The sequence below is a fragment of the Olsenella sp. An285 genome, from assembly GCF_002159625.1.
GTDB lineage: Bacteria > Actinomycetota > Coriobacteriia > Coriobacteriales > Atopobiaceae > Thermophilibacter > Thermophilibacter avicola.
In genome coordinates this window covers 117,420-131,605 of the sequence record NZ_NFIZ01000004.1, presented here as the reverse complement: position 1 = coordinate 131,605, position 14,186 = coordinate 117,420, and the positions used below count along the sequence as shown (strand labels likewise).

Genomic DNA, 14,186 nt, shown 5'->3' with positions numbered 1-14,186 from the left:
CAGCGGAGCATCTGTAGTAGAGATGACGTCACCATCACTCATACGGAAACGCGTAGGCCGCCGTGACGTCCGTCCCAGCCGCCTTCTCGCCCGTCGGCCAGACCAAAATCTCGTGGTGTCCCGCGGCATACGCGAAGAAGTCGTAATCGCCCAGATAGAGGGTAATTCCGTCTTCCGTGAGCATGTAGTGGTCTCCCGCGAGGAACTCCTCAGGAGTGTTCCCGATGGTCCCCTCGTCATAAAGGGCGCCCTCCGTGGAGAGCACGTAGTCCCGCAAAAGGCCCGCTGCGGCCTCGTCGAGCTCCGAGCGATCAACTCCGAGCGCCTCCCAGGGCTCCAGCTCCTCGCCCGTCGCGAGGTCGATGACGTACCCCTCGGTCTCAGAGTTGCCATGGGCGCCCCACAGCGTGACGTTGCGATAGATGCGATAACCAGCAACCGAGCCAGCAAGGTAGTCAAGTGAGGAACGCTGCCGGAGGCACTCGGGCTCTGCGGAGCCATACGTCCATGCGAGCGTTGCGGCGAGCTCCTCGTCAAAGTCACCCTTGAGTCGCGCGTTGACCCTGTCTACCGCAGACCCCTCCCCACTTGCGGAGAAGACCAGGTAGCCCCACGTCCGCTCAATCGGGTCCATGGGCGCCAGGTCCGCGTTGTTATAAGCGGGAACGCTCACGACCTCGGTGACCTCCTCCCCCGCATACGTGAGCGTCGCGGGGTTGACGGGCTCCTCCGCCTCGCCGGTCCGGTCCCCGTCCTCCCTCAAGGCAGCGTCAACGATGTCTCCCGCCAGGCTCTCAAGAAGGGCGACAGTCTCCTGCGTGATGCCCGCAACGTCCGACGGATCCCCCATGGAACCATCAAACGAGGACGTCATGAGAAAAACGCGCGTCGCAGCATCAAAGCCAAGCTCGGTCATGATCCGGGAGAACGCTGCACCTTCGACCGCCTCTCCGTTGACCGTATTGACCAGGGTGAGGGCGTCCGTCGGATCTGAGAAGGTCTGCGCAAGCTCGTACGCCACCCCAAACGCGCCATCCTCGGAAACACCCGTGACCACAAAGCTGCTGTCAGGAGACTCCTGGACGAGATACGGCCCCGTCCCGTCCACGGGATACCAGAAGGAGAGGTGGGCATACCCTCCGTTGGTGTAGCTCGGCTTTCCAGACCATTCGAGAACGGCCTCATCACTTTCCACGTCATAGCCCCACACCTCGACTGCATAGGACTCGTCAAGATAGGGGTGCCTGCTCACCAGTTCGGAATCGCCGTATGCCACGACAAGACGCTCGGCGCCGTCGCCAAAGTCGACCAGGCCAACGTAGCAGAGACCCGAGAGCCACACGTCCCCTCCATCGGAGGTGGTGACCACGCTCACCTCCCCGTGCACCAGCTGAAGCTCCCTCACCTTGTCGAGGTAGGCGCCGTAGCGCCCCAGGCGCATCGGAACGGAAAGATCATGCCCGGAGCCTTCTGAATGATCGGGCGGCACCACGATGATTTCCTCAGGAAGCTCTACCGCATCGGAATCTCCCCCGCTCGCCTCCCCGCCGGCGTCGCCCCCAGGCTCCCCGTCGACGACGCTGACTGGAGGGATGAACTGCGGAGCGCCGTCGTCAGGAGTAACCGTCACCTCATAGATCCCCTCGGCGATCTCCCCAAAGTCAGCCATGGAGAAGCCGGTCTCGCCCTCGACGTCGAGCCGGGGAATGCCCGAGACGTCGATGGCCCGGCCATCCAGACCAGTAGCCTCACGCACGCACACAACGTAGTTCTGCAGCGGATTGGCCTCGGATGCGGCGGGCACGATGCGCGTCACACGCGAGACGCTCACGGACTCACGCGCCCCAAACACGCACGTGGGCGAGGACGAGCCGTCTTCCCCTCCCAAAAGTCGCATGGCGATGCCCGCACCCGCCACAATGATGACCACCAGCGAGAGCGCGATTGCCACGATCTGCCAGCGGACGCCCCCCTGCCGCGGAGCTCCTCCACCCTGCGCCGAGGCGGGAGGAGCGGGCGACGGGGCCGGAGGAATGGACTCCAAGGATGGAGGAGCAGGCGACGGGACAGCAAGGTCTGCCCCGCATGAGGTGCAGAACCGCGCGTCATCTTCAACCGGTGAACCACAGCTTGGACAGAACATGATGGCTCCTCGCACGCAGGCCCATCAGGCGCGGGCCGTCACAGACGATTCTCCCAGACAGAAGAAGCGAGAGAGGCGGCATTTACGCAGGCGCCGCGATTCGTACGGCGAGAAGAACGAGTGCAGGCTTGAGGGGCGGCAGCTACGAGCGCCTGGCGACCAACGCCCCGGCAAGGGCGATCAGCGCCGCAAGGGCCGTGGCGGCAAGGTTGGACGCGCAGGGCTGGGCAATCGCGAGCACGACGCCGATAAGGGCACACGCCCCACAGAGAAGGGCGCTCAGCGCACCGAGCCTCCTGAGGTACGAGGCCTCGGAACCGATCACGCGCTCGAGCATGGCACACCTCCGCATCTCATTTACCTATCACCACGCTACGTCGCGCGCGTCAGCGCCAGGTAAGCGCTCTGACAGCTTTGTGCGCGGAGCGAACGCCCCCGTTCGCCTTGGGGCGCCAGCCGCTCGCCCGCGGCCCCACCGCGACCGCCCGCCGATACATCTCTCAACCATCACCACATCGTCACGCACCTGCCTGCGGCGGCAGCCCCGTGTACGCCAGCGGGCAGACAACGCCGGCTCCCAACGGGTAGGCTCGCCTCACCGCAGTCGCCGAGAGAAGGAGCCGCCATGCAGCACCAAGACCTCAACCAGTTTCTCAACTGCCTCTTCACGCTGGTAGTCGCCTACCTGAACCTGGACCAGGAGGCGGCCCGCCACGGCGCGTGCCAGTCCACGCGATCGCTTGACGAGGGCGTCCTCGCGACGCTGCGCAGCTACGGGCTGGTCGAGTACTCGGACGCGGGCAACCACCTCAGCATCACCGCCGAGGGGGAGCGGGAGGCCATGGGGGCGCTCAAATATCTCCAGCTCGCGCTGGGACCGTCCGTGGGCGCCTCCCACGACGAGATCAGGTGCGCCTGGCCGAGGCTCTTCGCCGACGAGGCCGCCGCGGGGGCGGGCCCTCTCACCATGTCGGAGTTCGTGGCAGCGGTGAGGGAGTCCGGGCGGCTGAGCCCGGAGCCGCGCCCGTCCTTCTTGCCCACCGCGCTCCCTGACCCTCCCGCCTCCTATCACCGCGACACGCAGGACGCCCGGTCGCTTCTCATGCGCCTCGAGCTCAAGCTTGGCAAGGGGACGCCGCAGCGATATCACTTCAGCAACTACTACGGGTACTCGCCCTCGGGCGAGCGCGACCGGACCTGCTGGAGAAAGGTCCTCGTGCCCGCGGGCCTCACCTTCCTCGACCTGCACCTCATAATCCAGCGCTGCCTCTGCTGGAGGGACCTCAGGCCGTTTGGGTTCCTGCTCTCAAACAGCAGGGGCAACCTGCTCATTGGCGAGCGGGGCGCATTCGGCGCCATCCCCCTGCCCAAGACCCGCAGGAAGAAGTTCGTTGAGAGGCGAGCGTCGGAGCTTCGCCTGGGCGAGGTCTTCCCCAGGACGCAGGAGGCAACGTACAGCTACGGCGACGGCACGCCCTGGGAGGTCCTCGTCACGGTGCTCGAGGTACACGAGGGAGTCTCCGGCATGGGACCGCAGCTCGTCGACGGCGTGGGCGACGCGCCGCCGGAGTGGGTCGTGGGCGTGGAGGGGTTCGACGCCTTCGAGAACGAGCTCTATGGCAGCAGCCGCAACGTCATCCGGGCGCTCTCCCGGGCGGATGCGACCGGCTTCTTCCCCTTCAACATAGAGGTGGCGCGCGAGCGGCTCTCCGAGTTCGAGGACGACCGCGTCCGCTGGCAGACCGTGCTCGACGGACAGGCCGAGAAGAACGGGCCCGAGCCTCCGGAGGCGGACCCCGACGACGACCTCAGCCGCTTCGACGGCTACGAGGGCTGCGGGGATCCGGATGAAGAGGACTACGAAGACTACGCGGACTACGACGGCATCCCGATCTAGCGCACACGCTCGTCCCCCGTGCCCTTGAAATTATATCCACGAGTCATATTTATGAAAGGTGCGGTACCATGAATCAGAGCGACGGGGAGGCGGGGCGCGATGCCCCTGATATACCGCTCTGCCGTGAAGCTCATCAGAGCGCGCGGGGGCGTCTTCACCGGTCACGACAGGGAGCACGACGAGTTCACCATGCCCTGGGGAGACAGGGTCATGGTCCCCCGGCATCGCGGAGACCTCTCTTCCGGAGTCGAGCAAGACATCAGGAGAAAGGTCCAAGGAACTCGGCGCGAAGGAGGCTGACATGGGAAGATACTTCTACGAGGCGATCCTTGAGCCCCGCGAGAAGGGCTGGGAGGCGCGCGTCCCGAGCCTTGGTATCGTCACACAGGGAGAGGACGTCGCGGACGCCGCCTACATGGCTCAGGACGCGCTGGCGCTGCGCATCTCGACGCTTCTTGCCGAGGGAAAAAACGTCCCCGAAAGGGGCGGGTTCAGCGGCGAATGCCCCGCGGGAGGCATGACGGTGGGCATCCTGACGCTCGCCGAACCCGGTAGCATCTTCGACGAGACCATGTCCGTTCAGGAGGCGGCAGACGTTCTCGGGGTTACCCGAGCCCGCATCCACGCGCTCGTCGCCGCAGGAAAGCTTCGAAGCGTCAAGAGCGGCAATGCCAGGATGATCTCGGCCTCCGACGTCATCGAGCGGTTCAACACGCCCCATCCCGCCGGCAGGCCCGCCAGGAGCACCGCCCTGGGCTGACAATGGCCCCCGTCGCCCACCCCAGAGCTCGAAAGTGACGTCCGTCCGGCCCTCGACGCGGTAAGCTCTTCTCGGCAACCGTCGAAAGGACCACCATGAACGACTTCTTGTTCCAGCTACCCACCCGCTTCGTCTTTGGGCGCGGCGTCACGGACCGCGTGGGCTCCGAGCTCGCCGCGGACGGGTACCGCCACGCGCTCGTCGTCTACGGCCAGGGCTCCGTCGTCCGCACCGGCACGCTCGCCCGCGTGACGGCCACGCTCGACGCCGAGGGCATCGCCCACACGGAGCTCTCCGGCGTGCGCCCCAACCCGGAGGTCGGCCTCGTGCGCGAGGGCGTCGAGCTCGCGCGCTCCTGCGGCGCCGACCTCGTGCTCGCCGTGGGCGGGGGCTCGGTCATCGACACCGCCAAGGCCATCGCGCTCGGGGTTCCGTACGAGGGCGACGTCTGGGACCTCTTCTCCGGCGCCGCGAAGCCCGTTGCCGAGGGCAAGCTCCCCGTGGCGTGCGTGCTCACCATCCCCGCCGCCGGCTCCGAGTCCAGCGCGTCCGCAGTCATCTCCAACGACGAGCTCAGCCTCAAGCGCGGCCTCTCGAGCGAGCTGCACCGCCCCGTGATCGCCTTCATGGACCCGGAGCTCACCTACACCCTGCCCGCGTACCAGACGGCCGCCGGCGTGACGGACATGATCGCCCACATCATGGAGCGCTACTTCTCCGGCGTGGGCCCCGTCCCCGTGACGGACAACATCGCCTGCGGCATCATTCGCTCCCTCATAGAGGAGGCCCCGCGCGCCCTCGCGAACCCCGAGGACTACGACGCGCGCGCCAACATCATGTGGGCGGGCGCCCTCGCGCACAACGACATCGCCGGCCTCGGCCGCAACACCAAGCCCGGCGGGCGCGCGGGCGGCTGGGAGAGCCACGGCCTCGAGCACGAGCTCTCCGCGCACCACACCCAGATCACGCACGGCGCCGGTCTCGCCGTGGTCTTCCCCGCCTGGATGCGCTACGTGTGGCACAGCGCCCCCGAGCGCTTCCTCTCCTTCGGGCGCGACGTCTTTGGCATCGAGCCGGTCGACGCCGATGCCGACGGCGTGGAGGTGACGCCCGAGGAGGCCGTCGCCGACGCCGTTGCCGCCACGATCGACGAGCTCCAGGCCTTCTTCGTCTCCATGGGCATGCCGTGCACGCTCGGCGAGCTCGGGGTCACCGCGGAGGACGTCCCCGCGCTGCTGGGGACCCTCGAGCAGAACAAGGGTGCCGTCTTCGGGGAGCTCCAGCGCCTCACGATGGAAGACGCCCGCGCGATCTACGAGTCCTGCCTGTAGGCAAGTCCCGCCCGCACGTCACGACGTCCCGCCGCGCCCGGCTCTGGGCGCGGCGGGACGTTTTCGTGTTCGGAGGCGTCCGCGTGCGCCCAAGACCCCCGCTGCCAGCGGCGTCCTGGGTGCGCGCGGACGTTCTTCTCGCCAAAACCGTCCGCTCGCACCCAGGGCTCGGCCCGCCGGCCGCCCGGCCCGCGCCCCACTTCTGTGCAATCCTTGATTTTCCCCCGCAGCGCGGTGGCGCGGCGATAATAGGAACGTTGTGTCTCCGAGACAAGGGAGTCCCATGGAGGACCTGTTCACCAACCTCATCAGCCAGTTCGGCTACATCGGCGTTTGGTTCCTCATCTTCTTCGAGAACGTCTTTCCGCCCATCCCGAGCGAGCTCATCCTGCCGCTCTCGGGCTTCTTCACCACCACGACCGACCTCACGCTCCCGGGCGTGATCATCGCCGCCACCATCGGATCGGTCACCGGCGCCTACATCCTCTACGGCGTGGGCCGCATCCTCTCGCGCGAGCGCCTCATGGCCTTCTTCGGCACGCGCCCGATGCGCCTCCTGGGCTTCAAGCCCGAGGACATCTCCAGCGCCGTGGACTGGTTCGACCGCAAGGGCCAGGTCACGGTGCTCATCTGCCGCTGCATCCCCGTGGTGCGCAGCCTCATCTCCATCCCCGCCGGCACCGCCAAGATGAACGTCCTCAAGTTCTCCCTCTACACGCTACTGGGCTCCACCGTGTGGAACACCATCCTCTGCTCGCTCGGCGCCGCAGCCGGCAGCGCCTGGGAGACCGTCACCGAGCAGGCCGAGTGGGTCTCCGACGTGGTCAAGTACGTGATCATCGCCATCGTGATCGTGGCGGTGATCTTCTGGGTGGTCAAGCGCATCCTGCCGGCACTGCGCGAGGGCAAGGAAGAGAAGGACGCGTAGCCGCCGCTCCCATCTGTCCCACACCAAACAGCCGAGAAGGGCCTCCGTCAGACGTCCTTCTCGGCTTTCTTCGTGCGGCGGGCCGCTGGCGTTGCGTTTATCGCGGCCAGGGCAGCTCTTGGCGAAAGCGCGTTGCGATAATTCGAGCCATGGCGGCGAGGATTCCGTATGACGGCTGCAAGGGCGCCGGAAAGTTGCGGATTTGACAGCTGCGGCAGCCGTGAGCTCCGCGCATGTTGTCGAATCTCTGGTCATGGCAGCCCCGCATAAGGAAGGCCCTCCCCCTCCAGCTGCCATGACCCGAGATTCGATAACGCCCTGACGCGATTTGCTGCCATAGCCCCAAATGAGACAACGCCGACAAACAATGCGGACTGCGAGCACGCAAGGCCCCGGGCCGTGCCATTCCGCGACCCGGGGCCAAGCTCAGAGAGAGCGCAGCCTAGCTATCCGGCACTGCGCGAGGGCAAGGCCAAGAAGAACGCGTAGGGCGGCAATTCCCCCTACGCGCCCGTCATCGCACGTGCATCCGCCAGCACGCGCGCGATGTCGGCAACGATGACCATGCCCTTGTCGGCAATCTGGGCGGGCAGCAGGTCGTGCTTGTCGTTCACCGCCACGTAACGCGCGTGCGGAAGCGACAGCGTGAGGTTCCAGAACGGCTCCTGGATGAACATCGGCGTCATGCGGCCGACTCCCAGCTCCAGGAGCAGCAGGCGTCTCTCGGCATGCGCTGCCAGCCAGTCGGAGACCTTGCGGTACTGCTCTTCGTACCTCTCTCCCTGCAGGAAGTTGCCGTAGCCGCGCACCCACGGGAAGGCCTCGCCGCCGCAGTGCGGGCAGCGCGGGATGAGCTCGGTGGGGATGCGCGTGTCGTCTCCCTGCGCCTCGACCATCTGACGCACAGGCTCCACGGCGTCCCAGGTGTCGTCCACGCAGCAGCGCGCACACTGGAAGAAGCGGTGGTCTCCCTGAATCTGGGCGACCCGTCCTTCAGGGTAGAGCTTCACGAACTGCGTGTCCTGGTTGGTGGTGAGCACGAAGAATTCCCTGCCCGCGAGAAGGGCGTCAAGATCCAGATACGGCGCGCGCACTGGTGCCGTCTGCGTGGTGTAAAGGAACGTGGAGAGGTACGCCCACCTCTCCTCGGGCGTCTCCCATCGGCGGAAGCTCCCGTCGAAGGCGCCGCGCACCCCGTACTTCTCGGCAAACTTGCCGAAGTGCTCTCGGAAGGACGGCGTGTCGCCGTAGTAGAAGTCGCCGCCGCCCGCAGCGGAGAGCCCGGACGCGCCGCCCACGAGCACGCAGTCAGCTTCCGCAATCTCGCGCACCAGGCGCTGCACCTGCTGGTCGTACGTGAGCGACGCGGGGCCGGCGAGCTCGTAGGGTGCGCTGCCCGCCGCATAGGCGGCGTGGTAGCGCTCGAAGTTCATCTGGGTTGCCGTAACCAGCTGCTCATACGGGGTCATCGCTCCTCCTCCCGCACGCCGAGAAGCGCGCACATCCCGTCCGTCACATCCGCGATGTCTGCGCACACCGTGAGCGAGCGCTCCCCCAGCTGACGCGGCTCATCGATCTTCCCCAGGTTGACGCGCAGGTAGAACGCATTGTCGTTGTGTGCCGTCATGTCCCAGAACGGCAGCTCTATCACGCCAGGCGTCATTCCTCCCACGCCAAGCTCCAAAAAGAGCACGCATCCGCCGCTCGCCAGGGCCTCCCCGACAAAGGCCTCGTAGCGCTTGCGCTGCTCCTGCCAGAGGCTCCCCTCGAGGAACGTCTCGTCGCGCACCCAGGGGGCCATGAGCCAACCGCAGCGAGGACAGCGCGGCAGAAGCTCGGAGGGCGCCGAGACGTGGCCCTCCCCCATGGCATCGAGGGCGCGCCGCACAAACCCGTCTGCCGGCCACAGCTCGTCGCAGCAGGGCTGGGAGCACTGCAGAAACGCAAGGTCACCCTGGAAGAGCCAGGTGCGCCCCGGAGCAAAAGCGCGACGGACCTGACCGTCCACGTTAGTGGTGAGCACGAAGTGCTCCTTCTTGGCGAGAAGCCCGGCGAGCTGGCGATATGGTCGGCCAACCGGAGCCGACTCCACGTAGTCGACGTAAGCCGCGATGAAGCCCCATCGCTCCTCGTTCGAGGCGTAGAGATGGTAGTAGCCGTCCATGAGGGTTTCGAAACCGTGGGCTCGTCGGAAGCGCTCGAGGCGACCGCCCTCCTCAAAGTCCCTAATGGGGTGATAGTGGTCGTACCCGCACGCGCTCGACATGCCCGAGCCGATGCCCGCAACCACGTAGTCCGCCCGCTCAAGAAGCTCGGCTGCGCGCGCGACGGCAGCCTCGTACTCACCCCTGCTTGCATAGGGGCTTCGCTGCTCGGCTCCAAGATGCTGGGCATAGAGCCCCATGAGGCGACTCATCGCGCTCCTTCCGCCAGGGCAACAAGGGCCTCTCCAAGGTCACCGCACGCGGAGGCGACACGCTCGGACGAAAGAGACGGGAGAATGGGGTCTTCTCTATTGAGCACGACATAGCTCGCGAGCGGAGCCGACTCCGCCCACGCCATGAGCGGCGCCTTGATCGCCTGATTGCGCTGGCCCACGCCAAGCTCGAGAACGCAGACGCGCTCGTCTGCGTGCCTGGCGAGAAACGCACGGAGGTTCGCTTCCTGCGAGTGAAAGGGCTCGAGGCGGGAGATGCGTCCCGTGTCGTCAACAGCAACGTCGAGCGCCGCCCCGCAGCGCGGACAACGGGGGACATCAGACGCTCCGAAAAACGCAAGGGCGTCGTACGTCTCGTCCGAGCAGCCGGCCGAGCAGCACAGGCGCGCGTAGCTGCCCTCGGTCTCCAGGATGCCGTCCGACGAGAAGCCCGCGCGCTCGAAGCGACCGTTGCAGTTGCACGTCACCACGAAGCGCGGAACGCTCGCCGTGAGCCTGTCGAGCGCCCGCATGGCCGGCGACGGCACATAGCAGCGGTACCCATATGTGATAAGCCTCTTGAGGAACTCCCATCGATGCGATTCGTTCGCCCAGGTGGACGCAAGGCCCATGAGTATGCTTCCCACGCCGTACCTCTGTCGCAGGTCGCCAAAGACGCGCAGGTACTCCCGATCACAGGAAAACTGGTTGTAGCCGTCGGCGACGTCAAGCCCATTGCTCGCGGCAATGATGACGGCGTCAGCATCGCGAAGCAGCGCGCAGACCTCGCCAGTTCTTCTCGGCCCATAAACCTACAAACTGGTACTTTATCCATAACAGCAAAACGTCTCGCCAAGCCCGCCACATCGGATGCCCGCAGCGCACGGGCAGCGGACGCTTCTCCGCAAGGCGGGAGGCCCTGCGGCGGAGAGGGAACCGCCGCAGGACCATGGGAATCTCATCCGCCTCTATGACGAGATGCGCCTCTTGTAGCCGCGAAGCACCAGTACCTCGCAGCCCACGAGAGCGGCCGCCAGCACCACATCTGCGCCGATGAGCGCCATCTGCCACGCGGGCAGGCCGTCCTGCGTCCCGTCACCCTCGTACGCCCAGCTCGACACCACGGTGTACATGATGTTCTTGGATGCCTGGCGCATATAGGCGACCGTGGAGGCGTCGGTCACGTCGGCCGGCACGTTGGGGCCGCCGCCGTAGGTGGAGAGCATCGCGTCGACGCCGTTGGCAAGAGCCGCGTCCGCGTTCATGAAGCCGTGACCGTTGTTGCGGAAGAAGTCCGTGAGCGCCATGCCGCGGAAGCCCCACTCGTCACGCAGCACGCCGTTCATGAGCTCGGAGTTCTCACCGCTCCAGCGGGTGCCGAGGAAGTTCCAGGACACCATGACCGCGTTCGCCCCGGCATCCTTCACGGGAATCTCAAAGGCGCGCAGGTAGATCTCGCGCGCAGCCTGCTCGTCCGCCCAGACGCAGACCATCTTGGCGTTGCCGTCGTAGAGCGCGAAGTGCTTGACGTAGGCATAGACGCCCTGGGTCTGCGCACCCGCGACGGCCTCTGCCGCGACGAGGCCGGACATCGTACCGTCCTCGGAGTAGAACTCGTAGTTGCGCGCGCCGAAGGCGGAGCGATGGATGTTCACGCCGGGGGCGTACCAACCCTCGATGCCCATCTCGCGGCACATCTTGCCCATGACCTCACCGTACTCGTGCTGCAGGTCGGGGCTCCACGTGGAGGCAAGCACCACCGGAATCGGCAGGCCGATGGACCCCTCGCCGGTGAAATTCTGGTTGATTGCGGTGGGACCGTCCGCATCGATGGTCTGGACCTTGCCAACGGAGTCGACGGCAGGGGTCTGGTAGCCGGACATGGAGATGAGCTCCACCATCTCGTCCACAGTCATCTGGTCCAGGAGCTGGTCCCAGCGCGGGTCGTCATAGTCCGCGTCGCGCAGGTCGGCGAGCACGAGGCCGTTGTCGGCGCCCGTGACGGGCATCTCGGCGTCCGGGTCGAGGTAGGTGGTGTAGTCGAAGGTGGAGTTGAGATGGTACGCGGCGCGCTGCTCGTCGGTCATCTCGGTGCTCGCGGCAGGCGCGCACGCCTCGTCGTAGTTGGCAAAGCCGCCCGCACGAGAGAGATAGGTCACGTTGCCGGCGATATCGGCAAAGCGCGCGGTCGCCGCCGCCTCGTCACCCTCGCGCGGATTGGACTCGTCAAAGACCTCGGCCTCGGCAAGCGAGAAGGACCGGCTGTCCAGCACATCGTGGCTGTTCGCACGGATGCTCACCTCGTAGTCGCCGGCGTCGAGCACGTAGCAGCCGCGACCGTCAACGTCGAAGGAGGCCATGTCCTCCACGTCCAGCTCAAAGTGCACGGTCTCGGACGCTCCGGGCTCGAGCAGCTCGGTCTTGTCGTAGTCAATGAGATTTGCCGCGGCCTTCTCGATTCCGCCGTCGACGTAGGGCGGGGTGTAGTAGACCTCCACCACGTCCCTGCCAGTGACGTCGCCGGTGTTGGTCACGGTGACGTCGAAGCTCACGGTGTCCCCGTCGACGGTGAGGTCGCTCATCTCCTGCTCGAAAGCGGTGTAGGAGAGACCGTAGCCAAACGGGTACTGCACGGAGGAGTCGTAGTCAAAGTCCATGCGCCCCGCCTCTGCCTCGGCGTAGGCGGTCTCGTAGAACTTGTAGCCCACGTAGATGCTCTCGGCGTAGTTGATGTAGGCCGGGTAGTAGGTCTGCGGCACGCCGTTGTTCATGCCCTCAACGCCCATGTCCGCCATGTTGGTGTAGTCGGCCTTGACGGCGTTCTCCCAGTACGGGGCCTCCATGATGTCGTAGACAAAGGTGTCGGGAGTGCGGCCAGAGGGGTTGACCTCACCGGTGAGGATGCGACCAAGCGAGGCAAAGCCGGTGTTGCCGGGACCGGCGGCCCAGATCACGGCGGCAATCTGGTCGTAGTCCTCCACCCAGCCGAGCTCCATCGGGTTGGAGCCGTTGTAGACCACGATGACCTCGTCGAAGTTGTCGCAGACCATCTCGACCATGTTCTTCTCGGTCTGCGAGATGCGCAGGAAGTGGTCACCGGCCTCAAAGTCGGCGTACTCGTCGGAGTTGTTGTCGTAGGCCACCTGCGTCATGTCCGTGGGCATGTCGTTGTGACCCTCGCCTGCCAGGCGCGAGATCACGATGACGGCGGTATCAGAGAAGTCGCGCGCGCCGGAGATCAGCTCATCGGGATACTCGTCAACGGTGGGCTGGGGCAGGTCCCAGCTCTGGGAGAGCTCGCTCACCTCCGGGCCCGCACCAAAGTCCGCATTGAACTGGCTGAGCTCCTCGTTGTACTCGATGCCGGCGGCGGTGAGGCTGTCTTTGATGGAGACCTTCTCGTAGAGGTCGTTGATGCCACCGGACCCCACGCCGGAGTAGACGGGGTTCTCGGAGGCGTAGCCAAAGAGGTTGACCTTCGCGTCCGGGGCAAGCGGCAGCGCGCCGCCCTCGTTCTCCAGCAGGACGAAGCCCTCCCCGGTGATGCGCTCGGTGAGGTCGCGGGCCTCCTGGGCGGTCTCCTCGCTGACGGTGAGCGCCGGGCTCGTGGCAAGCCCGATGAGCGTTGCCATGGGCCCCAGGCAGAGCAGGTTCAGCGAGACTGCCACCACGAGCACGCAGGCGATGGCGGCCTGGGAGCGCGCAAGGAATCTCTTGGGCCCGGGCAAGCCGCGGACCGCCACCAAGGCCACGACGAGCGCCACGAGCGCGACGCCGATTGCCACGAGGTAGGGCAGGCAGAGGCCAAGGACCGCGTAGACGTCCTCCATGTCGATCTGCAGCATGTTCTTCTCCCCTTTCTCACGAACTTCCTGGGGCAATGGTCGCACCGCTGCCCCACCTGCACCGCCCGCACCTCCGCCAGCGGGCGAGTTCCGCTACAGGTTGTCCGATTGTGCTTCACCGCCGAGCGCGCAGATGGAACACAATGATTTGTGAGGGGGCGGTCCCCTCTGGACTGGAGGAGGCGTGCCATGAGAGGACAGAGGACGCGTGCGGAGGACCAGAGGTCGCGCAGGACAAAGGGTCGCATCAAGGACGCTCTGCTCGTCCTTCTTGCTTCCCGCGGGTTCAACGAGCTCTCCGTCTCCGAGCTCTGTCGCGAGGCGGGGGTCACGCGTTCCACGTTCTACAGGCACTTCGCGAACCTATCCGATGTGGTGGACGAGCTCATTGACGCCTGCTTCGAGGTTTCAAGCAGAAACACCCGCAGCGGAGGGCCGGGGGGCACGCTCGACAACGCCCGACGCGTCGCCGCAATGACCGAACCCAACGAGCTTCGCGCCCACGAGACGTTGCTGCCCGCCTGCCAACGACTGGCAAACGACGAGAAGTACCTGCCGCTTCTCATGGACGAGTCTCTTGCCGAGCACGTCATTCACCGAATCTATCAGGCCGAGATCGAGAACTCGGTTCCGCTCTACATGGGCCGCGGGGGACTCACCCGTCGCGAGGCGGAGCTCATGTACCTTCGCGATCTCTACGGCACCTTCTTTCTCAACCGAGCCCTGCGCTGGCACAAGGACGACTACTGGTACCGCATGCACATCCTGGCTACGCGCGCGACCCTCTGTGCGCTCGATTCCGTGAGAGGAACGCCGATTGTGCCGCGCAGCGCGCCGGTTGTGACAGAGAGGTAGGCGGGGCTCCA

General features: G+C 66.0%; 11 protein-coding genes and 1 pseudogene. 5 read left to right on the top strand and 7 right to left on the bottom strand.

Annotation, left to right across the window (positions count from 1 at the left end):
* Window positions 1-34 precede the first annotated feature (34 nt).
* The 3 genes and pseudogenes from B5F79_RS04155 to B5F79_RS04150 all read right to left on the bottom strand — a co-directional run bounded on the left by B5F79_RS04155 (window position 35) and on the right by B5F79_RS04150 (window position 2,480).
* The gene (locus B5F79_RS04155; protein WP_241147247.1) at window positions 35-1,951 is read right to left on the bottom strand and encodes an RsiV family protein; all 1,917 of its coding nucleotides are present in this window, start codon (window positions 1,949-1,951) and stop codon (window positions 35-37) included.
* A 126-nt stretch (window positions 1,952-2,077) separates the two neighbouring features.
* Window positions 2,078-2,143, bottom strand: a pseudogene (locus B5F79_RS11315) (zinc-ribbon domain-containing protein); the annotation flags it as partial.
* 142 nt (window positions 2,144-2,285) lie between these two features.
* Window positions 2,286-2,480 (bottom strand): hypothetical protein, encoded by a 195-nt coding sequence (locus tag B5F79_RS04150; RefSeq protein ID WP_087217798.1) that lies wholly within the window; start codon window positions 2,478-2,480, stop codon window positions 2,286-2,288.
* Window positions 2,481-2,768: 288 nt separating this feature from the next.
* Here B5F79_RS04150 and B5F79_RS04145 point away from each other — a divergent pair, with 288 nt between their 5' ends.
* The 4 genes from B5F79_RS04145 to B5F79_RS04125 all read left to right on the top strand — a co-directional run bounded on the left by B5F79_RS04145 (window position 2,769) and on the right by B5F79_RS04125 (window position 7,059).
* Window positions 2,769-4,040: an IS1096 element passenger TnpR family protein gene (locus tag B5F79_RS04145; RefSeq protein ID WP_087217796.1), complete on the top strand. Its 1,272-nt coding sequence runs from the start codon at window positions 2,769-2,771 to the stop codon at window positions 4,038-4,040.
* A 301-nt stretch (window positions 4,041-4,341) separates the two neighbouring features.
* Window positions 4,342-4,800, top strand: coding sequence for a type II toxin-antitoxin system HicB family antitoxin (locus B5F79_RS04135; protein ID WP_087217792.1), 459 nt, complete (start codon window positions 4,342-4,344; stop codon window positions 4,798-4,800).
* Window positions 4,801-4,895: 95 nt separating this feature from the next.
* Window positions 4,896-6,131 (top strand): iron-containing alcohol dehydrogenase, encoded by a 1,236-nt coding sequence (locus B5F79_RS04130; RefSeq protein WP_087217790.1) that lies wholly within the window; start codon window positions 4,896-4,898, stop codon window positions 6,129-6,131.
* Window positions 6,132-6,414: 283 nt separating this feature from the next.
* Entirely contained in the window at window positions 6,415-7,059 is a 645-nt protein-coding gene (locus B5F79_RS04125; protein ID WP_087217788.1) for a DedA family protein, read from the top strand.
* 503 nt (window positions 7,060-7,562) lie between these two features.
* On the opposite strand, the gene B5F79_RS04120 is transcribed toward B5F79_RS04125, so the two are convergent.
* The 4 genes from B5F79_RS04120 to B5F79_RS04105 form a co-directional block, all read right to left on the bottom strand.
* Window positions 7,563-8,528 carry an NAD-dependent protein deacetylase gene (locus tag B5F79_RS04120; RefSeq protein WP_087217786.1) on the bottom strand — a complete coding sequence of 322 codons (966 nt, stop codon included), beginning with the start codon at window positions 8,526-8,528 and terminating at the stop codon, window positions 7,563-7,565.
* Entirely contained in the window at window positions 8,525-9,475 is a 951-nt protein-coding gene (locus B5F79_RS04115; RefSeq protein WP_087217784.1) for a hypothetical protein, read from the bottom strand. Before B5F79_RS04115 ends, B5F79_RS04120 begins: the two co-directional genes overlap by 4 nt.
* Window positions 9,472-10,122: a hypothetical protein gene (locus B5F79_RS04110; protein ID WP_143786240.1), complete on the bottom strand. Its 651-nt coding sequence runs from the start codon at window positions 10,120-10,122 to the stop codon at window positions 9,472-9,474. The genes B5F79_RS04115 and B5F79_RS04110 overlap by 4 nt, the downstream gene beginning before the upstream one ends.
* Before the next feature lie 321 nt (window positions 10,123-10,443).
* Entirely contained in the window at window positions 10,444-13,320 is a 2,877-nt protein-coding gene (locus tag B5F79_RS04105) for a glycoside hydrolase family 3 C-terminal domain-containing protein (RefSeq protein WP_087217780.1), read from the bottom strand.
* Between the two features lie 189 nt (window positions 13,321-13,509).
* Here B5F79_RS04105 and B5F79_RS04100 point away from each other — a divergent pair, with 189 nt between their 5' ends.
* A complete protein-coding gene (locus B5F79_RS04100) occupies window positions 13,510-14,175 on the top strand; it encodes a TetR/AcrR family transcriptional regulator (RefSeq protein ID WP_087217778.1) in 666 nt (221 codons plus the stop codon).
* Window positions 14,176-14,186 lie beyond the last annotated feature (11 nt).